Origin of the sequence: Halobacterium litoreum, assembly GCF_021233415.1 — an archaeon.
Classification (GTDB): Archaea; Halobacteriota; Halobacteria; order Halobacteriales; family Halobacteriaceae; genus Halobacterium; species Halobacterium litoreum.
Map to the genome: position 1 here is coordinate 2,454,998 of NZ_CP089466.1, position 22,104 is coordinate 2,477,101.

The following is a 22,104-nucleotide window of genomic DNA, read 5'->3' on the forward strand; positions in this document are numbered from 1 at the left end:
TTGTGTGTGGCAGGGCCGCTCGAAGTATCGCGTCCCGTGTTACCGCGTGGCAATTCTTGCCGGAATCTGACAGGCCCGACAGTCACTATGAGAGGGCTTTTGGACTGGCGGGGAGTCACCTCGGGTATGACCTACGAGCCACGGGAAATCGAACGCAAGTGGCAGGACCGCTGGGAGGACGGCGGTCGCTACCACGCAGAACCGGACGGCGACGACGAGGACGCGACGTTCGTCACCGTCCCCTACCCGTACCCCTCCGGCGGGATGCACATCGGGCACGCCCGCACGTACACCGTCCCCGACGTGTACGCGCGGTACCGACGACTGCAGGGCGACAACGTCCTGTTCCCCATCGCGTGGCACGTCACCGGCACGCCCATCATCGGCGCAGTGAACCGCCTCCAGAAGCGCGAGGAAGACCAGATGTCCGTCCTGCGGGACACGTACAACGTCCCCGAGGACGAACTGGAGCAACTGGAGACGCCGATGGGCTTCGCGCGCTACTTCATCGAGAACCACTACAAGCACAACATGAAGTCCCTCGGCCTCAGCATCGACTGGCGCCGGGAGTTCACGACGAACGACGAGCGCTACTCGAAGTTCATCGAGTGGCAGTACGAGAGCCTGCGCGACCACGGGCGACTGGAGAAGGGCCTCCACCCGGTGAAGTACTGCACCGACGAGGAGAACCCCGTCACCACCCACGACTTACTGGAGGGCGAGGAGGCGGAGTTCCAGGAGTACACGCTCGTCAAATTCGAGAAGGGCGATACGGTGGTGCCGATGGCGACCCTGCGCCCGGAGACGGTCCACGGCGTCACGAACGCCTACATCGACCCCGAGGCCGACTACGTCGAGGCCGAGGTTGACGGCGAGACGTGGCTGGTGAGCGACGAGGCCGCCGAGAAACTCGTCTTGCAGGAGCGCGACGTGGAGATTCTCGACCGCTTCACCGGGGAGGCGCTGGTCGGCCAGCGCGTCACTAACCCCGTGACGGGCGACGAGGTGCTCGTCCTGCCCGCGACGTTCGTCGACGCGGACAACGCCACGGGCGTCGTGATGTCGGTGCCGGCGCACTCGCCGGACGACTGGATGGCCCTCCAGGAGGCGAAGGCCGACGACGAGCGGATGCGCGAGTACGGCATCGACCCCGCCGAGGTCGAGGCCATCGAACCGAAGGCCATCCTCGACATCGACGCCTACGACGACCCGTTCCCGGCGCGCGCCGCCGTCGAGTCCTACGGCATCGAGTCGAGCGACGACCCGGCCCTCGAAGAGGCCACCCAGGAGGTGTACAACCGCGAGTTCCACGACGGCCGCCTGAAAGACATGTACGGCGAGTACGCGGGCGAGGTCGTGGAGGACGTGCGCGACGACCTCGCGGCGAGCTTCCGGGAGTCCGGCGACTTCGACGCGATGTACGAGTTCTCCGAGGAGGTCGTCTGTCGGTGTGGCGGCGACGTCGAGGTCGCGAAACAGGACACGTGGTTCCTGACGTACAGCGACGAGGACTGGAAGCAGATGACCCACGACGCCATCGCGGAACTGGACGCCGTCCCCGAAAACACCCGCGACCAACTCGACCACACGGTCGACTGGCTGAACGAGTGGCCCTGCATCCGGAACTACGGCCTCGGCACGAAACTGCCGTGGGACGACGACTTCGTCATCGAGCCGCTGTCGGACTCGACGGTGTACATGTCCTACTACACCATCGCCCACCGCCTGCAGGACGTGCCCGCCGAGGAGATGGACCGCGAGTTCTTCGACACGCTGTTCTACGGCGAGAGCGAGGTCGCAGACCCCGACGAGACGGCGCTCGAACTGCGCGAGGAGTGGGACTACTGGTACCCCGTGGACTACCGCATCTCCGCGAACGACCTCATCTCGAATCACCTGACGTTCTACCTGTTCCACCACACCGACCTGTTCGAGCAGGCGAAGTGGCCACAGGGCATCACCATCATGGGGATGGGGCTGCTGGAGGGCGAGAAGATGTCGTCCTCGAAGGGCCACGTCGTCCTGCCCGCCGAAGCCATCGAGGAGTACGGCGCGGACACCGTGCGCTTTTTCCTGTTGAACTCCGCGGAGCCGTGGCAGGACTTCGACTGGCGCGGCGACGAGGTCGGCACCACGCAGGACCAACTCGCGCGGTTCTACGAGCGAGCGCAGGACGTAATTTCCGCCCCGGAGGGCGAGCGCGACCTCAAACGCATCGACCGGTGGCTCCTCTCGAAACTCCAGTCGACGGTCCGTGACGCGACCGAGGCGATGGAGGCGTTCCAGACGCGGAAGGCGAGCCAGGAGGCGTTCTACCACTTCGAGGAGCACCTGACGTGGTACCGCAAGCGCGCCGACCTCGACCGCGAGGGCGCGCGCTGGACGCTCCGCGAGGTGCTGCGGACGCGCCTCCGCCTGCTGGCGCCCATCGTGCCGTTCGTCGCTAACGAACTCCACGAGCAGTTGACCGGCGAGGACGTGGACAAGGGCCAGTGGCCGGAGCCCGACCCCGAACTGGAGTCCGAGCGCGTGGAGGCCGAGGAGCGCCTCGTCGAGGCGCTCGCGGACGACGTGCGGGAGGTCGTGGACGTGACGGGCACCGACCCCGACCACATCACCGTCTACACCGCCGCCGACTGGAAGCAGACCGTCTACGAGACGGTCCGCGAGGTCGGCCCGGACGTGGGCGCGGTGATGGGGAGGGTGATGCAACACGAGTCGCTGCGCGACCGCGGCGACGCCGTCAACGACCTCGCCCAGGACCTCGTGAGTCAGGTCCGGGAGCGCGACGACGACGAACTCGCGGCGCTCGACGACGTGGACGAACGCGACGTCTACGAGCGCGCGACCGGCTACCTCGCCGAGGCGTTCGACGCAACGGTCGACGTGGTGCCCGAGAGCGAGGCCGACAGCGACCGCGCGTCCCGCGCCGTGCCGTTCCGGCCCGCCATCGACCTCGAATAGTACCGTAGACAACACTTTTTCCGGTCGCCGCGGTAGTTCCTCGCGTGCAGCCTTCGACCAGCGAGCGCCGCGAGCGAGGCGATGCGTAGCGTCCTGCTCGCGTCACTCGGCGTCCTCGCGGGCGTCGTGGGCCTCTGGGCGGGCGCGCGCCTGCTCGTGGAGAGCGCCGCCGCAATCGCGCGCCGCCTCGGCGTCTCGGAGGCCGCAATCGGCCTCACCGTCGTCGCCGTCGGCACCTCCCTCCCCGAACTCGTCGTTACGGTGGACGCCGCGCTGTCGGGCTACCCGAACGTCGCCGTCGGGAACGTCGTCGGCGCGAACGCGTTCAACGCCACGTTCGTCCTCGGCGTCACCGCGCTCGTCGTGCCACTCGGCGTGACGCGCGCGAGCGCCGGCCGGAACGCCGCCCTGCTCGCGGTCGGCGCGGGCGTCCCCGCGCTCGTCCTGCTCGACGGCTCCGTCTCCCAGTTCGAGGGCGTCGTGCTCTGTCTCGCGTGGCTCGCGTCGCTCCCGGCGTTCGCGCGCATCGAACACCCCGTCGAACCCGACGTCGAGACGGAACCCGTGACGCGGTGGACGGTCGCCGCGCTCGTCGCCGGCACCGCGCTCGTGCTCGCGAGCGGCGACCTACTGGTGCAGTCGGCGACCTCGCTCGCGGCCGCCGCCGGCGTCTCCACGTGGGTCGTCGGCACCACCATCGTCGCCGCGGGCACGTCCACGCCCGAACTCGCGACGAACGTGCTCGCGGCGCGCCGTGGACGCGTCGGCATCGCCGTCGGGAACGTCGTCGGGAGCAACGTCTTCCGGCCGACCGGCGTGCTCGGCGCCGCGGCGCTCGCCGGCCCCATCGCGCCGACTGCGAGTGTGGCGCCGCAGTTGTGGTGGCTCGCCGGCGCCTCCCTGCTCGCGGCGCTGGCGCTTCTCACGCGGCGCACGCTCGGGCGACGCGAGGGCGCCGTGCTCGTGCTCGCGGAGGCGGCGCGCTGGGTGGTCGTCGCGTGACCCGAGCAACGCTTACCCTGTCGGACGCCCAACCACTTCGCATGAGCGTCGCCCCAGAACCCGCCAAGCGCGTCCTTCGCACCGTCACCCCACCGTACCGGTCCCGGCCCGACGCGGAGATGACCACCGTCGGATGGATGGTGTTCCTCGGCCTGCTCGCCGTCCTCGTCCCGCTGCTCCCGTTCGTTCTGGTGGTCTGGCTGATTTCGAAAGTCGCCGACTTCGTCAGCGGACAGGTGGGCGGCGAGTAACGAGTCGGCGCTGCTGGGTCGCAGAGAGAAAGCGTCGGCTTACGTGCCGTGCTGCCAGGAGTTCATGTACTCGGCCTGCTCGTCCGTGAGTTCGTCGAGGCCGACGCCCTCGGCGTCGAGTTTGATTTCCGCGAGACGCCGGTCGAGTTCGTCGGGTACCTCGTGGACGCCGGCCGCGTAGTCCTCACCGTGCTCGACGAGTTCGCGCACGCAGACCGCCTGCACGCCGAAGGACTGGTCCATGACCTCGACCGGGTGGCCGAGGCTGACGGGCGTCGCGAGGTTGACGAGGCGGCCCTCCGCGAGCACGTTGACGCGGGTGCCGTCGTCGAGTTCGTACTCGCGGACGCCGTCACGGACTTCGCGCTGGGAGTCCGCGATGTCCCGGAGCGCCTCGAGGTCGATTTCGATGTCGAAGTGGCCGGCGTTCGCGAGGACGACGCCGTCCTGCATCTGCTCGAAGTGGCGCTCGACGATGACGTCGCGGTTGCCGGTGGTCGTGATGAACACGTCGCCGACCTCCGCGGCCTCGTCCATCGACATCACGTCGTACCCCTCCATGTGGGCTTCGAGCGCGCGCCGCGGGTCGATTTCCGTGACGATGACGTTCGCGTTCTGGCCCGAGGCCTTCTTCGCGACGCCCTTCCCGCACTGCCCGTAGCCCGCGACGACGACGTCCTTGCCCGCCCACGAGAGGTTCGTGGTCATGGCGATGCTCGAGAGGGAGGCCTCGCCGGTGCCGTGGACGTTGTCGAACAGTTGCTTCATCGGCGTGTCGTTGACCGCGAACACGGGGTACTCCAGCGCGCCGTCGTCGTCCATCGCGCGCAGGCGGTGGACGCCCGTGGTGGTCTCCTCGGTGCCGCCGACGATGGTGTCGATGAGTTCGGGGTGTTCCTCGTGGACGCGGAAGACGAGGTCGCCGCCGTCGTCGACGGTCACGGTCGGGTCGTGGCCGATGACGGCGTCGATGGCCTCGTAGTACTCGTCGTCGTCCACGCCGTGCTCGGCGTAACTCGTGATGGAGTCGTGAGCGTCGAGCGCGGCGCTCACGTCGTCGTGGGTCGAGAGGGGGTTACAGCCGGTGATGGCGACCTCCGCGCCGCCCGCGGCCATCGTCTCCACGAGCGCGGCGGTCTTCGCCTCGACGTGGAGCGCCATCCCGACCGTCTCGCCGGCGAGGGGCTGGTCGGCCTCGAACTCCTCGCGGAGCGTACCGAGAATCGGCATGTGTTCGAACGCCCAGTCGATTTTCTTTCGACCGGATTCGCGGGCCGCCTCGACGTCGTCGAGTCGGTCGCTAATCGACGGTGTTGTCATACGACGGGAGACGGCGACCGAACTCAAAACGCTACCGAAGCCGTCACCGCGAACCGCTACCGACACCGCGGTCGGCAAGTCGCGGACGGCGAGAAGAGTCGGGGCGGGCTACGGCGGACCGTTCCCGTTGCCGGGGTTGCCGTTGCCGTTGCCGTTCCCGTTGTTTCCATTCCCGTTGTTGCCGGCGTTGCCGTTACCGTTCCCGTTGCCGCGTTCGTCGTCCTCGGTGTCGGCGTCGTCGCCGTCCTCGGACTCGTCTTCCTCGTCTGCCTCGTCACCGTCGTCCTTCGGACCGGGGTCGACGTGGTCCGGGCGGTTGTCCGCACCGGGGTTGTTCGCGGTGACGAACTCGGCGACCGCGTGCCCGCTCATGTTGCCGTTCGCCTGCAGGAAGCCGACGTACGCGGAGACGCGAGCGCCGAACGAATCGGTCTCGTTCTCGTCGCCCTCCTCGGCGACGGTGAGCGTCGTCGTGGTGGACGCCGTGCGGTCGTTCGCGGACGCCGTCACGTCGACCGTGACGTTCTGCTCGGGCGCCGGGAGGTCGACCGTGCCGTTCTCGTCGGCGGTGTAGTCCCCGCTGCCCGCGTAGGTCGCGTTGTCCACGGCGGTCACGGCGACCGACGCGTTCGCGACGCCGGCGCCGGTGGCGTTCGTCACGGACACCGTCGCGGAGCCGTCGGTGGCCTGCGAGACGGCGACCGAGAGGTCGGCCTCGTCGGTCGGCGCGACGAGGTCGAGCGTCGTCGAACCCGTCGCGTTGTCGGCGGACGCGGTGACGTTCACCGTGACGTTCTGCTCGGGCGCGACGAGACCGAGCGTGCCGTTCTCGTCGGTCTCGTAGGTGCCCGTCCCGGCGTACGTCGTGTTGTTCACTGCTTCGACGGTGACTGTCGCGTTCGCCACCGCGGACCCGTTCTGTGTCACGGTCACGTCGACCGTGCCGTCGTCGGTCTGGTCGCCGCTCACGTCGAGGCCGTCGGCCGCCATCGCGCCACCCGGCACGAAGGCGACGGCCGCGACGACGAGGGCGGCGACCAGCACTGTGTGCCCTGCCGTTCGCATTGCGTCCGTTCAGTTACCAAAAGACTGCGTTAAGTCTGATGGCAGTTCTGCTTACACGTCTCGCGCGCGCTCGGCGACCGCGGCGGCGCGCTGCTGGGCGCGCTCGCGGACGCGGGCCTCGTCGAACGCGAGCACGTCGCGGTCGCGCATCAGCACCGAGCCGTCACAAATCGTGTGGCGCACGTCGCTCCCGGTGGCGGCGTACGCGAGGTGGGAGACGTGGTCGTGGACGGGCGTGAGATGGGGCGCTGTGAAGTCGACGACCGCGAGGTCGGCGTTCGCGCCGGGCTCGATTCGCCCGGAGTCGAAGCCGAGGGCGTCCGCGCCGCCCGCCGTCGCCATCTCCACGGCGGCCTCGGCGGGCACCGCGGCGGCGTCGTCGGCGGCAAGTTTGCCGAGCATCGCGGCGTCCCGCATCTCGTCGAACAAATCGAGGTCGTTGTTGGAGGCGGCGCCGTCGGTGCCGAGCGCGACGGTGACGCCGGCCTCGCGCATCTGCTGGACGGGCGCCATCCCCGACGCGAGTTTCATGTTCGACGCCGGGCAGTGGACGACGGCGGCGTCGCGCTCGGCGAGTAACTCGATTTCGTCGGCGTCGCTGTGGACGCCGTGCGCGCAGAAGTCGCCGTCTTCGAGCAGGCCGACGCTGTCGGCGTACTCGAGCGGGCGGACGCCGCGCTCGTCGACGATTGGGTCGACTTCGTCGCGCGTCTCGTTGGCGTGGAAGTGGACCGGCACGTCCGCCTCGCGGGCCTGCGCGACGAACTCGCGGAGGTACTCCTCGCCGACCGTGGTCAGGCTGTGGGGCATGTACGCCGTCTCGATGCGGCCGCCGGCGTCGCCGTCGAACTCGCGGGCGACTTCGAGGCTCTCCTCGTTGTCCGCGATGGCTTCCTCCTCGTCTTTCCCGACGGTGACGACACCGTGCCCGAGTCGCGCCCGGACCCCCGCCTCGTCGACGGCGGCGGCGACCTCGGGGACGTGGAAGTACATGTCCGCGAAGGCGGTGGTGCCCGAGCGAATCATCTCCACGAGCGCGAGGTCGGCGCCGGCGCGCACGTCCTCGGGGCCGAGTTCGCCCTCGGCCGGCCAGATGTCTTCCTGTAGCCACGCACCGAGCGGTTTGTCGTCGGCGTACCCGCGCAGCAGCGTCATCGCGGCGTGGCCGTGGGCGTTCACGAGGCCGGGCATCACGAGACAGCCGTCGGCGTCGAGCACCTCGTCGGCGCCGTCGGTGTCGCCGACCGCGAGAATCTCGCCGGCGTCTTGGTCGACGAGCACGTCGCCCTCGGAGACGGACATGTCGGGGCGGAGCACCGAGCCGCCCGCAATTCGGAGCGTAGTCATGGCGGAGGCTTCGCCTGACTGTCGTGTGAATCTGTCGGGACGCGTCAGAAAGTGCGCCCGCACCGGGGGAGTGCGAGCGCCCCCTGTTGGCTCGGGATGGGTGCGGCGTGGGGGCAGGGACGGACGTATACCGATAGTATACGCCCAATAGAAGTGTCACCATCCCCGTACTAATAGTTTGTGACAACGGACGGACAGGCAAAACCTAGTTCCCCGCACCCCGCCAAAGAGGGGACATGCGAATTGCCGTGCCGAACAAGGGCCGCCTCCACGACCCGACGCTGGACCTGCTGGACCGCGCCGGCATCGGCGTGGAGAACGGCGCCGACCGACAGTTGTACGCCGACACCGTCGACCCCGAGATAACCGTCCTGTACGCGCGAGCGGCGGACATCCCGGAGTACGTCGCGGACGGCGCCGCCGACGTGGGTATCACAGGTCTCGACCAAGTGAAGGAATCGGGCGTCGACAACGTCGAACAGCGCCTCGACCTCGACTTCGGGAAGTGCCGCCTCGTCCTCGCCGCGCCGGAGGACGGCGACATCACCGACCCCGGCGACCTCGCCGGGAAGACCGTCGCCACGGAGTTCCCACGTATCACTCGGGACTACTTCGACGGCCTCGGCGTCGACCCCGAAGTCGTGGAGGTGACGGGCGCGACGGAACTCACGCCCCACGTCGAGATGGCCGACGCCATCGTCGACATCACGTCCACGGGGACGACGCTGCGCGTGAACCGCCTCGGAATCGTGGACGAAGTCCTCCAGAGTTCGGTGCGCCTGTTCGCCCGCGACGACGTGGCCGACGACCCGAAGGTCGAGCAGGTGACGACCGCGCTCCAGTCGGTCCTGCAGGCCGACGGGAAGCGCTACCTGATGTTGAACGCGCCCGAGGACAACCTCGACGCCATCGAGGACGTGATTCCGGGCCTCGGCGGCCCGACGGTGCTCGACGTGGACGAACCGAACACCGTCGCCGTCCACGCCGTCGTCGAGGAGCGCGACGTGTTCGAGGCCGTCAACGACCTCAAGCGGGAGGGCGCGTCGGGGATTCTCGTGACGGAAATTGAGCGCCTCGTGGAGTAGTTACCGGAGGTAGTCGCCGGCGCGCTCGCCGAGGCGCGCGGCGGACGCGGTGACGGGGTAGGAGACGAACCCGACGACGCTCAGCGCGGCGAGCGCGATGGCGGCGAGGCGCATCTCGTGGCTGGTCGCGCTTGCTATCGCGAGAACGGCGGCAGTCGTCGGCGCCACCCACGCGCCGGCGATGCGCCGCGGTTCCCCGAAGAAGTAGTACGCTGACAGCAACAGCACCGCCGCGATGGCGAACACCGCCGCCACGTCTGGGCCGGGCCGGTGGACGAAGGAGGCGGCGTACGCGAGCGCGGCGGCTGCGAGCGTGAGCACGCTCGCGTGGAGGGCTTGGCGCTCGTAGTCGTTCATACGCGAAGCGTGTACCTACCGGACAAAAAACGGGGGCGGGCGTTCTCTCGCCCTGCGAATCTACCCGCGGCGGTTCACCCCGGCGCGGTGCCGAGGAGCGCAACCAGGTTCGCAATCAGCAACACCACGGCGAGCGTGACGACGTAGTGCATCACGACGACGAGCGCGGTGGTGCGGTACTTCACGCGGTAGACCGCGTGGACGGCCGCGAAGTCCGCGGCGAGGCTGACCGCGACGATGACCAGGGGGCTGTACCGGATGAGCGCCACGGTGACGACGGCGGGCGCGAGGCCGACCAGCGCGGCGCGCTGCCACGGTACGTCCCCGAGGATGTACGTCGCGGCGGCGTGCGCGGTGAACGCGAACACCACCCAGCCGGCGAGGAACGTCCCGACGAACTGGGGGAGGGTTCCCGCGGCGGGTTCGACTGCCACGGCCTACTCGAGCAGACCGAGTTCTTCGAGCCGGGAGACGATCTTGTCGACGGCGTGTTCGGCGTCTTCGGGCTTCTTCCCGCCGGTGATGACGAGTTTGCCGGAGCCGAACAGGAGCGCGACGACCTCGGGCTCGTCGAGGCGGTAGACGAGGCCGGGGAACTGCTCGGGCTCGTACTCGATGTTCTCCAACCCGAGGCCGATGGCGATGGCGTTGAGGTTGAGTTGGCGTCCGAGGTCGGCGCTCGTGACGATGTTCTGGACGACGATTTCGGGTTCGTCCTCGACCTGAATGGAGAGCTCGCGGAGTTTGTCGAAGACGATGCGGAGGCTCTCGTGGACGTCGTCGGTGGACTTCGCGCCGGTACAGACGATCTTACCGGACCGGAAGATGAGCGCGGCGCTCTTGGGGTCCTGCGTGCGGTAGACGAGCCCCGGGAACTGCTCGGGGTCGTAGTCGGCGCCTTCGAGGTCCATGGCGACGCTCTGGAGGTCGAGCTCCTGCCCGATTCCCGTCGAGGCGACCACGTTTTCAATGTTGATGGTTTCCTTGGGGTCGGTCATCGTTCGCCTTAAATCACGTATTTAAGGTTTATAAAGGTTGGTAGTCCGGGCAGTATCCTCTCATATACCCCGCGAGGCCGGTAGTCTGATTGCCCGCCGGCGCCGACCTGCCCGCGTGTTCGTCATCGAACTCGGCGGCGACGACGACGAGTTCGCCGCCGCCGAAGCGCGCGCCGCGGCCCCCGACGCCCGCGTCGTCGCCCCCGGCCTCGCCGTCGCCGACACCGTGGACCGCGAGCGGTTCGCCGGCCTCGCGTACGCCCACCGTGCCAGCGGGTCGGTCGCCGACACCGACGCGAGCGTCGAGTCCGCGGTCGACGCGCTCCGCGACGCCCCAATCGACCGTGAAGGCACCGTCGCCGTCCGCGCGCGCAACGTCCGCAACACGACCGAGGTGGCTACCCAGAAGGCCGAGCGCGCGCTCGGCGGCGTCCTCGTGGACCGCGGCTTCGAGGTGGACCTCGACGACCCGGACCACGAACTGCGCGCACTATTCTCGGGGGACGAGTGTCATCTCGGCTGGCTGGCCGTCGAGTCGGTGCGGGACTACGGCGACCGGAAACCCACCGACCGCCCGTTCTTCCAGCCGGGGAGCATGGACCCCCTGCTCGCGCGCGCCGTCTGCAACCTCGCCCGAGTCACCCCGGGCGACCGCGTGCTCGACCCGATGTGCGGGACCGGCGGCGTGCTCATCGAGGCGGGCTTGCTCGGCGCGCGACCGCTCGGCACGGACGCGCAAGCGAAGATGACGCGGGGCGCCCGCGAGAACCTCGCGCATTTCCTCGATTCCTTCGACGTGGCGCGCGCCGACGCCACCAGCCTCCCGCTCCGGGACGACAGCGTCGACGCCGCCGTCTTCGACGCGCCCTACGGCCGCCAGTCGAAAATCGAGACCCACGACCTCTCGGACCTCGTGGGCGGCGCGCTCGCGGAGGTCCGCCGGGTCGCGGACCGCTGCGTGCTCGTCGCGGACCGCGACTGGCGCGAGGAAGCGGAAGCCGCGGGCTGGACGGTCGAATCCCGGTTCGAGCGCCGCGTCCACCGGTCGCTCACGCGGTACGTCCTCGTCCTCGCGTAGTCAAGGCCGGTAGTAATCCACGACCGCCGCCACGACCACCGAGACGGCGACGACGGCGAGCGCCGCCGCCCGGTGCTCGCCCAGCGGCTGGAGGCCGAGCGCGAGCATCACGCCGGTCGCGAGGAGGTAGCCCGCGAAACAGACGAACCAGACGGTGTCGTAGTCGAAGGGCGCCTGCTCGGCGGCGACCGCCCACCCGACGACGAAGCCGGGCGCGAGCAGCGCGAACAACCCCCACCACGGCGTACTCGACGGCACGACCGCCTGCAGGACGAGCGACACGGGAAGCGCCACCATCAGTATCGACCCGAGCACGATACCGACGCGCTCCAGTTGGTCGGCCAGAGACACAGTGTCCGTCGGTCGCGGCGCGTAGAAAATCTACCGACCGAACTCCGCGAGCAGGCGGCCGAGTTGGATGCGGTCGCTGTTCCCCTGCGTGAGGTCGAACTCCACGTCGCCCGCGAGCCGGTGGAGTTGTGCGAGTTCGTCGCCGGAGTACCGGGAGCGCCCGACGTCGAGGAGTTCGCGCAGGACTTCCTCGCCGTCCATCCCCTCGTCGACGAGCAGGTCGTCGAGGGTCTTCCGGGCGTCCGTGAAGTCGCCGGCCTCGGCGTCGTCGAGCATCGACTCGACGGCGTCGTCGGCGCCCACGTCCTGTAGCGTCTCGTAGGCAGCGTTCATCGTCACCTCGCCCGCCTGCTCGGCGGTGGTCTGCGCGCCGAGAATCGCCTTCCGGAGGTTGCCCTCGGCGTACCCCGCGACGAACTCCAGGCCGTCCTCGTCGTGGTCGACGCCCTCGGCTTCCACGATGTCGCGGAGGACGGCGACCGTCTCGTCGGGCGTCGGCGCGCGCACCGAGACGGGGAAACACCGCGAGTGAATCGGCGGGATGAGTTTCGACGGCTGGCGGGTCGTGATGACAAACTGCGTCGCCTCGTGGTGGCGCTCCATCACGCGCCGGAGCGCCTGCTGGAAGTCCTCACGGATGGCCTCGGCGTTGTCCAACACGATGGTGTTGTAGTCGCCGGAGACCGGCGGGTAACTCGCGGACTCCTTCAGGACGTGGTTGATGAGGTCGGCCTTCGAGGAGTTCCGGCGGCGCTTCGAGTCGATGAAGGAGGCGAAACGCGGGTCTTCGCTGACCTCCTTTTTCGTCATGCCGAAGAAGTCAGCGACGTTCAGTTCCACGAGGTCGTTCTCGGGGTCCGCGTGGGCTTCGTCGGCGAGCGCGCGCACCGCCGCCGTCTTCCCGGCGCCCTCGGGCCCGTAGACGACGAGGTTCACGGGTTCGTCGACGGCGTCGCGGAGGCGGTCCCGCACGTCCGCCTGCGGGAGGTCCGCGAGCGTCGGCGCGTGCGTGTCGGTCCACAGCGGAGCGTCCATCGGCTACGGGTAGCCGCTACGGGGCAAAGAAAGAGTCGGTCCGGCGAGTCGGAGTCAGGCGACGGTGACGTTCGCCGCGTCCGTCACCGGCTGGCCGTTCGTCACGTACGGGCCGTCGTCCTCGCCCTCGCTGTCCACGAAGTCGTACGTCTCGTCGTCCGTGGTTTCGAGGTGGGGCATCGCGATGAGCGTGTCGTCCTCGGCCATCGCCTCGTCCAGCGTCACCTCGACGTTCTCGTAGTGGCCGGGTTCGAGGTACTCGGAGACGCCGACGACGCTCCCCGTGACCTCACCGTCGAGGAGCGAACTGTCGTGAATCGTGACGTAGCCGCCCTCCGGGAGGTAGGCTTCGTCGACGGTCACCGTCGAGCCGTTGGTCTCCTGTTCGTCGATGTCGACCTGCGCGTTCTCCGTGACCGTGATGGTCGCGAACTCGCTGGAGTTGTACGTCGTCACGCCGTGAATGTACTCGTCCGTCGGGACGCCGGTGGTGTCCACCTCGAAGGTGACCGTCGTCTCGTTGTTCGCGGGGACGGTCACGCGTTCGTGGACGACGACGTCGACGCTCCCGCCTTCGAGGCGGAACGCCACGTCCTCGGTGCGCTCGGCGGGGTCCTCGTTGACGAGCGTCGCTTCGACCGTCACCGTGGAGTTCGGCGCGGCGTAGTTCGGTGCGACGAGGTTCGACACGACGATGCCGCGCGTCCGGGTCTCTTCGGCGTCGCCGAAGGTCACTTTCGCGCTGTCGACGACGGCCTGCCCGCCGGTAGTGTACGGGCCGTCCTCGCTCCCGTTCGTCGCGACGAAGTCGTAGGTCTCGTCGTCGCCGGTTTCGAGGTGCGGCATCGCGACGAGCACTTCGCTGCCGTTCGGCGGCGTGGCGTTCTCGAAGTCCGCGCCGGATACGCCCTCGTAGAGCGTCACGGTGACGTTCTCGTGGGTGCCGGCGTCGAGATACTCGGAGACGCCGACGACGCTCCCGAGCGCGTCGCCCTCGAAGAGCGTGTCGTCGTGGATGGTGACGTAGCCGCCCTCGGGCAGCGTGACGTTCCGGACGGTGACGGTGCCGTCCTCGACGGTCTGGTCGTCGAAGGCGACGGTCGCGTTCGCTTCCTGGACGGTCGCTGTCGTCGCGTCAACGGTGGTGTCTGTGGTTGCTGTCGCGTGCGATGCTGTGGCCGCCGTCGCGCCGCCCCAGAGGACGAGCGCGCCGACGACGGCGATGACTGCGAGTCTGCGTACGTTCATGTGTAAGGACACACCTGCAAGGAGTGTGACAGCACTCGCGCGAGCATAAACCGGTCAGATAGTTAACGCCAGTTTCGAAGTATACAGAGCCGCTACGCCGACGAAACGCCGTCGTACTCGTTTCTAGTCGTGGGAGCGTGCGACCACAATCCGACCGTACCCTTCGACAATCCTATCCTACCTCTGATGTTTTCGGGGCGGTGCGCCCGGCTATCGGTGTCGTTTTGCGCGCGGCCCGCGCACGTCGCTGTATGACCCTACAGGTGACGTTCCTCGGGACGAGCGCCGCCGTCCCCACGACGGAGCGCAACCCCAGTTCGGTGTTCGTCCGGCGCGAGGGCGACGCCTTCCTCTTCGACGCCGGCGAGGGGACCCAGCGCCAGATGATGCGGTACGGCACCGGGTTCGACGTCTCCGACGTGTTCGTCACGCACGCCCACGGCGACCACGTCTTCGGCCTCCCCGGCCTCGTCCACACGCTCGACTTCAACGACCGCGAGGACCCCCTCACGATTCACGTGCCGCGGGGCGTCCGCGAGCAGGTCGCCGACCTCGTGTTCGCCGTCGGCGGCGACACCGGCTTCCCCGTCCGCATCCGCGAGGTGGCGGCCGGCGAGACGGTCCTCGACCGCGAAGCGTACGAGATTCGGACGTTCACCACCGACCACCGCACCGACTCCGTCGGGTACGCGCTCGTCGAGGACGACCGGAAGGGGCGCTTCGACCGCGAACACGCGGAGGAACTCGGCGTCCCCGTCGGCCCGAAGTTCTCCCGGTTGCACGACGGACAGGCCGTCGAACTGGAGGACGGCACCGTCGTCGAACCCGAGCAGGTCGTCGGCGACCCGCGACCCGGCCGAACCATCGTCTACACGGGCGACACGCGCCCCCACGACGCCGTCCGCGAGGCCGCCGACGGCGCCGACCTCCTGATTCACGACGCGACGTTCGCGAACGACGCCAACGAGCGCGCCGCCCAGACCGGCCACTCCACGGCCGGCGAGGCCGCGAAGATAGCCGCTGAAGCGGGCGTCCGAGCGCTCGCGCTGACACACGTCTCCTCGCGGTACGCGGGCGACGCCCGCGAACTCAAGCGCGACGCCGAGAAGGGATTCCCCGGCGAGGTGTTCGTCGCCCACGACGGCATGGAGTACGACGTGACGTTCCCCGACACCGACTAAGCGAGTCCGCGCACCGCCGCGAGCGCCGCGTCCACGAACTCGGGTTCGTACGTCCACGCGCCGTAGTAGTCGTTCTCGCCGCGTTGCTCCGCGACCAGCGCGCTCTGCTGGTCGGTGCCGCCGCCGTCGAACACCACGAACCAGTACCGTCCGACCGCCGAGGACGGCGACGCGTGGACGGTGACTGGCGACTCGTCGAGGGCGTCGGTGTCCGCGGACGGGACGACGTAGACGTGGACGTCGAGGCGGGTACCGGCTGCGAGGCGACGGTACACCGGTCGCTGCGCCTCGAACGCCGCGAGCGACTGGAAGCCGGCGTGGAGTTCGCCGCGGCCCGTGCGCCACGCGCGGTCCTCTATCTCGCGGGCGGTCGCGAGCAGTTGTCGGCGCGTCAGCGACGCGAAGACGGTGTCGTCGAACAGGTCGAACAGCGCGCGGTGGGCCGGCGGGAGGGCGTCGCGGTCGAACGCGCGAGCGCTCGGCGGTTCGAGGAACGCGCGGAGGTCGGCGACGGTGACGGCGGCGACGAACTCGCCGGCCTCGTACACCGCGACGAACGGGTCGGGACCGCCCTCGGGGAGGCGGCGGAAGTCGACGTCGACGTTTCGCGCGTCGAACTGGGCGGCGAACGCCCCCGGTTCCGGCGCGAAGTGGACGAGTGACTTCCGGCGGCGACTCGCCGCGTCGACCACGTCTGCGAGCGTCATTCGACGCCTGCGACGGCGCGGTCGTACTCGTAGGCGTCTCGAATGAGTTCGCTGGCGCCCGCTGGCACGTCCGCGAGCGAGACGTTGCCGGCGTCCCACTCGACGAGCCCCGCGTTCGCGAGCCGCGGGAGGTGGACGTGGTGGAGGGAGACGGCGATGCGTTCGCGGTCGGCGGCGTCGACGACGTCGGTGTCGGCCAGTTGCCACCCGGCCAGCACGTCCACGAGGTCGTCGACGGCCACCTCGTCTTCCGCGCGCAGATACCAGAGGACGCGGCGGCGAGTCGCGTCCGCGAGCGCGACGAACAGGTCGTCCGGGTCGGGGCCGTCGACCGCGGCGTCGCTCCGCGGTGGCCCGGCCTCGGACTGCGCAGGTGTGTCGTCTCGGTTCACCATCCGGTCGGACGAACTGTTTGGTACGTCATCACTTACCTGTTTCTCCCAGTTTGCGGCCCGCCGTGAACTTATTAGCCGCCGAACCCTACGTTCCGAAACGTGAGTACCCGCACGAGCGCGCTCGACGCGCGCGTGTTCGGCGTCGACGTGCAGAGCGGCGACGTGCGCGGTGACGCTCCCTCCTACGCGCTCGTCGTGTTCGACGGAGAGACCGTCGAGCGCGACGTGGTGACCCGTCGGAAGCTGCTGCGCCGAATCGACAGCGAGGAGCCGGCCATCGTCGCCACCGACAACATGTACGAGTTGGCGGCCGACAAGGACCAACTCGTCCACGTCCTGCGCGGCCTGCCCGACGAGACGAAACTCGTGCAGGTGACCGGCGACGAGCGCCCGGAACCCCTCTCTCGGGTCGCCAAGCGCCACGGCGTCCCCTACGGGAAGCCCGCAATGGAGGAGGCCGAGGCCGCCGCGCGACTCGCCGCGCGGAACGTCGGCTACGAGGTGTCCGCGTTCACCGACGAGACCGAGGTGAAGGTCTCCCGGGGGCGGTCGACGGGCGGTGGCGGCGGGTGGAGCGAGGACCGCTTCACGCGGCGCATCCACGGCTCCGTGAAACGGGAGGCGCGGAGCGTCGCGTCGAAACTGGACGACGCTGGCCTCGACTACGAGCGCGACGTGACCGAGAAGTACGGCGGCTACGCGAACGCCGTGTTCACGGTGCAGGCGCGCCCCGAGGACATCCCGGTGAGCGGTCGGCGCTCGGGCGACACCAGAGTGGAGGTAGAGCCGGTCAGGCGGGACGGCATCGAGTTCGTCCCACTGGCGCGCCGCCGCGACCGCGTGTTCGTCGGCGTCGACCCCGGCACGACGACGGCTGTCGCGCTCGTGTCCCTGGACGGGCGCGTGCTGGACGTGACGAGCACCCGGACCGCGGACACCGCGGCCGTCATCGAGTGGATTATCGAACGCGGGCGGCCGGTGCTGGTGGCGGCGGACGTGCGCCCGATGCCGGACACCGTCGAGAAGATTCGCGCGAGTTTCGACGCCGCGGGCTGGCGGCCCGAGGCCGACCTGCCCGTCGACGAGAAACAACACCGCACCCGCGAGGAGGGCTACGAGGACGACCACCAGCGGGACGCGATGGCGGCGGCGCTGTTCGCGCACGACGACCACGCCGACCGAATCGAGCGCGTGCGGGAGGCGACGCCCCGCGACCTCGACGCGGGCGAGGTGGTGGCTCGCGTGCTCTCGGGCGAGTCCCTGCAGGGCGTGCTGAACGACCTCACCGAGACCGAGGAGCCGGAGCCCGAGGAGTCCACGCACGACCCCCGAGAGTTGACCGAGGAGGAACGCCGCATCCGCGACCTGGAATCGCAGGTCGAGCGCCTGCAGTCCCACGTCGACGGCCTCGAAACCGAAGTGGCCGAGAAGGAAGCCGAAATCGAGGGCTACGAGGAGGAACTCTCCGAGGCCCGCCGCGAGGAGCGACAGGAGGCCCGCGAGCGCCGCGAGGTGACCCAACTCCAGTGGGAGAACGACCGACTGGAGACCGAACTCGAGGAGGAACGCGAGCGCGCCGACGAACTCGCGGCGAAACTCGAACGCCTGAAGGAACTGTGGAAACTCGACCACTCGAACTTCGCGGACGTGAACAAGAGCGGCGACCTCGTCGCCGTGAAGCCAATCGAGCAGTTCACCGTGGACGCCATCGAGGCCGTCGACGAGGAGTACGGCATCGCGAAGGGCGACGTGGTCTACCTCCGGGACGCCTCCGGCGCGGGCCGCCGCACCGCGGAACTGCTCGCCGACTTCCGGCCCCGCGTCGTCCTGCGGTCGGGCGGCCTCTCGGACGCCGCCGACGAGGTCCTGTTCGAGCGCGAGGTGCCGGTCGGCCCCGCCGACGACGTGACCATCCGGGAAATCGACGAACTCGCCATCGCAAGCGAGGCCGACGTGGAAGCCGTCGTCGCTGACTGGAAGGAGCGGAAAGCCGAGCGCGAGCGCGAGCAGAAGGAGAGCATGGTCGACTCCATCATCTCCGAGCACCGCGCCGACCGGGAGTGAGCGCGGTTCCCGCCCGTCCCTCGACGCGTCCGCTGGACGCGTTCACACACTTCCGCACCGCTTAACCCGGCGGCCCGATTCTCTCGGCGTATGGACACCTACGAACTGGTCACGCGGAACGCGGCGGAAGTCGTGACCGAGGAGGAGGTCCGCGCGCTGGCCGACGACCCCGACGGGAAGCGGGCGTACGTCGGCTACGAGCCGTCGGGCGTCCTCCACCTCGGCCACCTGCTCACCGCGAACAAACTCATCGACCTGCAGGACGCGGGGCTGGACGTGGTGGTGTTGCTCGCGGACGTCCACGCCTACCTCAACGGGAAGGGCACCTTCGAGGAGATTCGGGAGACGGCCGACCAGATGAAAGAGCAGTTCCTCGCGTACGGCCTCGACGAGGAGTCGACGGAGTTCGTGCTCGGCTCCGAGTACCAACTCGACGAGGACTACGTGCTCGACCAGCACGAACTCGAACTGGAGACGTCGCTGAACCGCGCCCAGCGCGCGATGGCCGAAATCCAGAGCGGCGAGACGGCGAAGGTGAGCCACGTCGTCTACCCGCTGATGCAGGCCCTGGACATCGAGTACCTCGACGTCGACCTCGCCATCGGCGGGATGGACCAGCGGAAGGTCCACATGCTCGCCCGCGAGGAACTGCCGAGTCTCGGCTACCGGAAGCCGCCAGCGCTCCACACGCCCATCGTCGGCGACCTGTCGACGGGCGAGGGGAAGATGAGTTCCAGCGAGGGCGTCACGCTCTCGATGGAGGACGCCACCGAGGACATCGAGGAGAAGGTGAACTCGGCGTTCTGCCCGCCCGAGCGCGACCCCGAGGGCGAGAAGGTCAACCCCGTCCTCGAACTGTTCCAGTACCACGTCTTCCCCCGCTTCGAGGAAGTGGTCGTGGAGCGCCCCGACGAGTACGGCGGCGACCTCGTCTACGAGGACTACGACGACCTCGCCGACGACCTCGAATCCGGCGAACTCCACCCGGCGGACGCGAAGGGCGCGCTCGCGACGTACCTCGACGAACTCATCGCACCGGGCCGAAAGCGACTGCGAGAGATTCGCGGCGAGTAGCGTTCCCGAGCGAAGTGAGGGAGCGGTTCGGCCGTCCGGCTTTTCAGTCCCGAGGCGCTATCCCCGACTCCGATGGTCGAACACTGCGACAAGTGCGGCACGAGTCTTGACCCGGAACAGCCGCGCCACCAGCGCTACGTGTTCGAGGCGGCGGCCGACGACACGGAGACGACGACCGGCCGGCTCTGCTCGGACTGCTTCTTCGAGTTCGAGGAGTGGCTGGAGACGAAGTCGGTCACGGAGTCGGCGTAGGCCGAGCCTTCTAAACCGCGGGTTCGCGTAGGCTCGGGCATGACTGCGCCCGACTTCGAGGCGACGGCGGACGCGTTCGGGCGGCTCGCCGACCCGGTTCGCGTCGAGATTCTGGCGACGCTCTGGCAGGCCGAGGACTCGGTGTTGCCGTACTCCGAGTTGCGGGACGCCGTCGGCCTCCGGGACTCCGGACGGTTCAACTACCACCTCACGAAACTCACCGACCAGTTCGTCGCGAAGACCGACGACGGCTACCGGCTCCGACCGTCCGGGCTGGTGGTGTTGAACGCCGTCTACGCGGGGTCGTACGTGGACGCGCCGACGCGCACCGGCCTGGACGTGGCGGGGTCGTGTCCGACGTGCGGGAGCGCGCTCGTCGGCGAGTACGACGAGGGGATGTTCCGCGTGAACTGCGAGGCGTGTGACGACCAGGTGTTCATGCTGTCGTTCCCGCCGCGGGGCGTCACGCAGCGGAGCGACGAGGAGCTGGTGCGGGCGGTGTCGCTGCACGCGCGAGCGCACACAAGGCGCTCGAACAACGGGCTGTGTCCGTTCTGCGGCGGCGCGATGTCGCTGTCGCTGGACCTCGACGCGGAGACGACGCTGCCGGCGACGACGCTGGTGCGCTCGGAGTGCGGGAACTGCGGCGTGACCAACCGGTCGAGCGTCGGGTTCGCGGTGCTCGAACACCCGGCTGTCGCGGGGTTCCTGCGCGAGCAGGGCGTGCCGGCGGACGCGCCGCCGTGGCGCTTCGACTGGTGTCTGAACGACGACGCGGTGACGGTGGTGTCCGAGAACCCGCCCGAGGCGGCGGTGACGGCGTCCGCGAACGGCGCGGCGCTCCGCGTGACACTCGACGCTGACGCGGACGTCGTCGCGACGGAGCGCGTCGAGGAGGCGTGAGGCGTCGGCCGACGACCTGTCAGTTCGCTCGGGAAAACGGTTTTGTACCCGGCGGTCTAATTATTACACAAGGAGAGTATCGGAATTAAATCGGTGGCTTCTTCTATCAGTTCTCCATAGCAACTGCTCCGGCGCCCGAGCGACCGGAATTCGGACGTCGCCACGCATCGGACAGTCCCCAATTCGACGCCAGACGACTCGTCCAACGACGGCCCCACGCGACCACACCCAGCCGACATGACAACCTCAGACCCCACCGACAGCACCGACGCCCTGCCCGACCCCGAGACGCTCGCCGCCCGCGACGCCGTGGCGTACGAGGAGACGACTACGGAAGTCGACGCCGACCAGTTCGACGCCGCCGAGGCGTGGGACAGCCACGTCGTCGTCGGCGTCGCCGACGACCGCGGCGCCCTCCTCCAGAACGACGGCCACCACGGCTGGACGCTCCCCGCGTTTCCCGTGGAACCCGGGGCGGACTACGCCGCGGTCGCGCGCCGCGAGTTCGAGGCGCTGGCCGGCGTCTCCGCCACAATCGAGGGCGCGTCGTTCGTACGGAAGCGCACTGCGCGAGCGAGTGACGGCGACGAGCGCGTCGTCTGGAACGTCGTACTCGACGCCACCCCGGCCGAACCGCTCTCCGACGACCCCGAGAGTCGCGTCGACGACACCGAACTCGCGTGGTTCGACGCGCCGCCAGCGGACGCGCCCGACCCGGTCGCCGACGACGTTCGACGCGTACTCGACGGAGCCGACCCGACCGCGTCGCTGACCGACCCCGAGGCGCTCGCCGACCGCGGCGACGTGGATTACGTCGAGGTCAGCGACGACTCGCACTTCGAGATGAACCGCGACACCGAGGGCGTCGCCGTCGTCGGCGTCACGAGCGACGGCCGGCTCGCGCTCCCGACGTTCGAATCCGCCACCGTCCTGACGCACGCCGTCGTCGAATCCGGCGACGACTTCGCGGACACCGCCCGCGAGGGCGCCCACGAACTGCTCGGCATCGACGTGGACCTCGACAGCGTCGAGCGCGTCCGCCGGAAGGTGTCCACGAGCGACGACGGCGAGGAAGTCGTCGCTCACGAAGTGGTGTATGCCGCCTCGCCGGCCGACGGCGCCGACCTCCCCGACGACGCACCGAGTTGCCAGGTCGAGTCCACGGACTGGTACGACAGCCTCCCCGAGGACTTCGCGCACGGGCACGACGAGATGTGCGCCGACGCCCGACTGTTCGTCGAGTAACAGCCAGACCAACCAACCGAAAACGAGCATCCGCGAGCGCCGCGAGGCGGCGAAGCCGTCTCGGAATGCGCGAGCGGTTCACAGCGCGCTTCGCGCGCTGGCGCCGAACCCCACCGAAGGTGGGGTGACGGCGCTTTTTCCCCAAGTTTTTGCAAGCGAGGCGCGCGGAGCGCGCCTCGCAT

At 69.1% G+C, this 22,104-nt stretch carries 22 protein-coding genes; 11 read left to right on the forward strand and 11 right to left on the reverse strand.

The window, feature by feature from the left end:
* Positions 1–126: 126 nt before the first annotated feature.
* The 3 genes from leuS (at position 127) to LT972_RS13480 (ending at position 4,217) form a co-directional block, all read left to right on the forward strand.
* On the forward strand, positions 127–2,964 hold the full coding sequence (gene leuS / locus LT972_RS13470) for a leucine--tRNA ligase (RefSeq protein WP_232570895.1): 2,838 nt from the start codon (positions 127–129) through the stop codon (positions 2,962–2,964).
* Between the two features lie 81 nt (positions 2,965–3,045).
* The gene (locus tag LT972_RS13475) at positions 3,046–3,966 is read left to right on the forward strand and encodes a sodium:calcium antiporter (protein WP_232570896.1); all 921 of its coding nucleotides are present in this window, start codon (positions 3,046–3,048) and stop codon (positions 3,964–3,966) included.
* 41 nt (positions 3,967–4,007) lie between these two features.
* On the forward strand, positions 4,008–4,217 hold the full coding sequence (locus tag LT972_RS13480; protein ID WP_232570897.1) for a DUF7535 family protein: 210 nt from the start codon (positions 4,008–4,010) through the stop codon (positions 4,215–4,217).
* A gap of 39 nt (positions 4,218–4,256) precedes the next feature.
* On the opposite strand, the gene LT972_RS13485 is transcribed toward LT972_RS13480, so the two are convergent.
* The 3 genes from LT972_RS13485 to LT972_RS13495 all read right to left on the reverse strand — a co-directional run bounded on the left by LT972_RS13485 (position 4,257) and on the right by LT972_RS13495 (position 7,949).
* A complete protein-coding gene (locus tag LT972_RS13485; RefSeq protein WP_232570898.1) occupies positions 4,257–5,537 on the reverse strand; it encodes an adenosylhomocysteinase in 1,281 nt (426 codons plus the stop codon).
* A gap of 108 nt (positions 5,538–5,645) precedes the next feature.
* On the reverse strand, positions 5,646–6,602 hold the full coding sequence (locus LT972_RS13490) for a hypothetical protein (protein ID WP_232570899.1): 957 nt from the start codon (positions 6,600–6,602) through the stop codon (positions 5,646–5,648).
* Between the two features lie 51 nt (positions 6,603–6,653).
* On the reverse strand, positions 6,654–7,949 hold the full coding sequence (locus LT972_RS13495) for an amidohydrolase (protein WP_232570900.1): 1,296 nt from the start codon (positions 7,947–7,949) through the stop codon (positions 6,654–6,656).
* A 236-nt stretch (positions 7,950–8,185) separates the two neighbouring features.
* Between LT972_RS13495 and hisG the strand changes: the two genes are divergently transcribed.
* Positions 8,186–9,034, forward strand: a complete 849-nt coding sequence (gene hisG, locus LT972_RS13500) for an ATP phosphoribosyltransferase (RefSeq protein ID WP_232570901.1) — start codon at positions 8,186–8,188, stop codon at positions 9,032–9,034.
* Here hisG and LT972_RS13505 read toward each other — a convergent pair whose 3' ends face one another.
* From LT972_RS13505 to LT972_RS13515, 3 genes are all read right to left on the reverse strand, one after another.
* Positions 9,035–9,391, reverse strand: coding sequence for a hypothetical protein (locus LT972_RS13505; RefSeq protein WP_232570902.1), 357 nt, complete (start codon positions 9,389–9,391; stop codon positions 9,035–9,037).
* 74 nt (positions 9,392–9,465) lie between these two features.
* Positions 9,466–9,825 carry a DUF7473 family protein gene (locus LT972_RS13510; protein ID WP_232570903.1) on the reverse strand — a complete coding sequence of 120 codons (360 nt, stop codon included), beginning with the start codon at positions 9,823–9,825 and terminating at the stop codon, positions 9,466–9,468.
* Positions 9,826–9,828: 3 nt separating this feature from the next.
* On the reverse strand, positions 9,829–10,389 hold the full coding sequence (locus LT972_RS13515) for a TATA-box-binding protein (protein WP_232570904.1): 561 nt from the start codon (positions 10,387–10,389) through the stop codon (positions 9,829–9,831).
* Between the two features lie 115 nt (positions 10,390–10,504).
* On the opposite strand from LT972_RS13515, the gene LT972_RS13520 reads away from it, so the two are divergent.
* The gene (locus LT972_RS13520; protein WP_232570905.1) at positions 10,505–11,467 is read left to right on the forward strand and encodes a TIGR01177 family methyltransferase; all 963 of its coding nucleotides are present in this window, start codon (positions 10,505–10,507) and stop codon (positions 11,465–11,467) included.
* Here the strand turns inward: LT972_RS13520 and LT972_RS13525 are convergent, their stop codons facing one another.
* The 3 genes from LT972_RS13525 to LT972_RS13535 are packed head-to-tail and all read right to left on the reverse strand — an operon-like array spanning position 11,468 to position 14,101.
* Positions 11,468–11,818 (reverse strand): hypothetical protein, encoded by a 351-nt coding sequence (locus tag LT972_RS13525; RefSeq protein WP_232570906.1) that lies wholly within the window; start codon positions 11,816–11,818, stop codon positions 11,468–11,470.
* 30 nt (positions 11,819–11,848) lie between these two features.
* Positions 11,849–12,853: an AAA family ATPase gene (locus tag LT972_RS13530; protein WP_232570907.1), complete on the reverse strand. Its 1,005-nt coding sequence runs from the start codon at positions 12,851–12,853 to the stop codon at positions 11,849–11,851.
* A 54-nt stretch (positions 12,854–12,907) separates the two neighbouring features.
* Positions 12,908–14,101 carry a DUF7282 domain-containing protein gene (locus LT972_RS13535; RefSeq protein WP_232570908.1) on the reverse strand — a complete coding sequence of 398 codons (1,194 nt, stop codon included), beginning with the start codon at positions 14,099–14,101 and terminating at the stop codon, positions 12,908–12,910.
* A gap of 251 nt (positions 14,102–14,352) precedes the next feature.
* Here LT972_RS13535 and rnz point away from each other — a divergent pair, with 251 nt between their 5' ends.
* Positions 14,353–15,282 carry a ribonuclease Z gene (gene rnz, locus LT972_RS13540; protein ID WP_232570909.1) on the forward strand — a complete coding sequence of 310 codons (930 nt, stop codon included), beginning with the start codon at positions 14,353–14,355 and terminating at the stop codon, positions 15,280–15,282.
* Here the strand turns inward: rnz and LT972_RS13545 are convergent.
* Both LT972_RS13545 and LT972_RS13550 read right to left on the reverse strand, forming a co-directional pair.
* Positions 15,279–15,989 carry a DICT sensory domain-containing protein gene (locus LT972_RS13545; protein ID WP_232570910.1) on the reverse strand — a complete coding sequence of 237 codons (711 nt, stop codon included), beginning with the start codon at positions 15,987–15,989 and terminating at the stop codon, positions 15,279–15,281. The genes rnz and LT972_RS13545 overlap by 4 nt on opposite strands.
* On the reverse strand, positions 15,986–16,384 hold the full coding sequence (locus LT972_RS13550) for a DUF7344 domain-containing protein (RefSeq protein WP_232570911.1): 399 nt from the start codon (positions 16,382–16,384) through the stop codon (positions 15,986–15,988). The genes LT972_RS13545 and LT972_RS13550 overlap by 4 nt, the downstream gene beginning before the upstream one ends.
* A 99-nt stretch (positions 16,385–16,483) precedes the next feature.
* On the opposite strand from LT972_RS13550, the gene LT972_RS13555 reads away from it, so the two are divergent.
* The 5 genes from LT972_RS13555 (at position 16,484) to LT972_RS13575 (ending at position 21,922) form a co-directional block, all read left to right on the forward strand.
* Positions 16,484–18,448, forward strand: coding sequence for a DUF460 domain-containing protein (locus tag LT972_RS13555; RefSeq protein ID WP_232570912.1), 1,965 nt, complete (start codon positions 16,484–16,486; stop codon positions 18,446–18,448).
* A gap of 90 nt (positions 18,449–18,538) precedes the next feature.
* The gene (locus tag LT972_RS13560; RefSeq protein ID WP_232570913.1) at positions 18,539–19,522 is read left to right on the forward strand and encodes a tyrosine--tRNA ligase; all 984 of its coding nucleotides are present in this window, start codon (positions 18,539–18,541) and stop codon (positions 19,520–19,522) included.
* 72 nt (positions 19,523–19,594) lie between these two features.
* Entirely contained in the window at positions 19,595–19,774 is a 180-nt protein-coding gene (locus tag LT972_RS13565) for a hypothetical protein (protein ID WP_232570914.1), read from the forward strand.
* 39 nt (positions 19,775–19,813) lie between these two features.
* Positions 19,814–20,677, forward strand: coding sequence for an ArsR/SmtB family transcription factor (locus LT972_RS13570; protein WP_232570915.1), 864 nt, complete (start codon positions 19,814–19,816; stop codon positions 20,675–20,677).
* A gap of 237 nt (positions 20,678–20,914) precedes the next feature.
* Positions 20,915–21,922, forward strand: coding sequence for an NUDIX domain-containing protein (locus LT972_RS13575; protein ID WP_232570916.1), 1,008 nt, complete (start codon positions 20,915–20,917; stop codon positions 21,920–21,922).
* The last annotated feature ends 182 nt before the right edge of the window (positions 21,923–22,104 follow it).

What these genes read in the sequence shown, in the direction of transcription:
- leuS (WP_232570895.1), top strand. Translation starts at nt 127, where the DNA reads ATGACCTACGAGCCACGGGAAATCGAACGCAAGTGGCAGGACCGCTGG.
- LT972_RS13475 (WP_232570896.1), top strand. Translation starts at nt 3,046, where the DNA reads ATGCGTAGCGTCCTGCTCGCGTCACTCGGCGTCCTCGCGGGCGTCGTG.
- LT972_RS13480 (WP_232570897.1), top strand. Translation starts at nt 4,008, where the DNA reads ATGAGCGTCGCCCCAGAACCCGCCAAGCGCGTCCTTCGCACCGTCACC.
- LT972_RS13485 (WP_232570898.1), bottom strand. Translation starts at nt 5,537, where the DNA reads ATGACAACACCGTCGATTAGCGACCGACTCGACGACGTCGAGGCGGCC.
- LT972_RS13490 (WP_232570899.1), bottom strand. Translation starts at nt 6,602, where the DNA reads ATGCGAACGGCAGGGCACACAGTGCTGGTCGCCGCCCTCGTCGTCGCG.
- LT972_RS13495 (WP_232570900.1), bottom strand. Translation starts at nt 7,949, where the DNA reads ATGACTACGCTCCGAATTGCGGGCGGCTCGGTGCTCCGCCCCGACATG.
- hisG (WP_232570901.1), top strand. Translation starts at nt 8,186, where the DNA reads ATGCGAATTGCCGTGCCGAACAAGGGCCGCCTCCACGACCCGACGCTG.
- LT972_RS13505 (WP_232570902.1), bottom strand. Translation starts at nt 9,391, where the DNA reads ATGAACGACTACGAGCGCCAAGCCCTCCACGCGAGCGTGCTCACGCTC.
- LT972_RS13515 (WP_232570904.1), bottom strand. Translation starts at nt 10,389, where the DNA reads ATGACCGACCCCAAGGAAACCATCAACATTGAAAACGTGGTCGCCTCG.
- LT972_RS13530 (WP_232570907.1), bottom strand. Translation starts at nt 12,853, where the DNA reads ATGGACGCTCCGCTGTGGACCGACACGCACGCGCCGACGCTCGCGGAC.
- LT972_RS13535 (WP_232570908.1), bottom strand. Translation starts at nt 14,101, where the DNA reads ATGAACGTACGCAGACTCGCAGTCATCGCCGTCGTCGGCGCGCTCGTC.
- rnz (WP_232570909.1), top strand. Translation starts at nt 14,353, where the DNA reads ATGACCCTACAGGTGACGTTCCTCGGGACGAGCGCCGCCGTCCCCACG.
- LT972_RS13545 (WP_232570910.1), bottom strand. Translation starts at nt 15,989, where the DNA reads ATGACGCTCGCAGACGTGGTCGACGCGGCGAGTCGCCGCCGGAAGTCA.
- LT972_RS13550 (WP_232570911.1), bottom strand. Translation starts at nt 16,384, where the DNA reads ATGGTGAACCGAGACGACACACCTGCGCAGTCCGAGGCCGGGCCACCG.
- LT972_RS13560 (WP_232570913.1), top strand. Translation starts at nt 18,539, where the DNA reads ATGGACACCTACGAACTGGTCACGCGGAACGCGGCGGAAGTCGTGACC.
- LT972_RS13565 (WP_232570914.1), top strand. Translation starts at nt 19,595, where the DNA reads ATGGTCGAACACTGCGACAAGTGCGGCACGAGTCTTGACCCGGAACAG.
- LT972_RS13570 (WP_232570915.1), top strand. Translation starts at nt 19,814, where the DNA reads ATGACTGCGCCCGACTTCGAGGCGACGGCGGACGCGTTCGGGCGGCTC.
- LT972_RS13575 (WP_232570916.1), top strand. Translation starts at nt 20,915, where the DNA reads ATGACAACCTCAGACCCCACCGACAGCACCGACGCCCTGCCCGACCCC.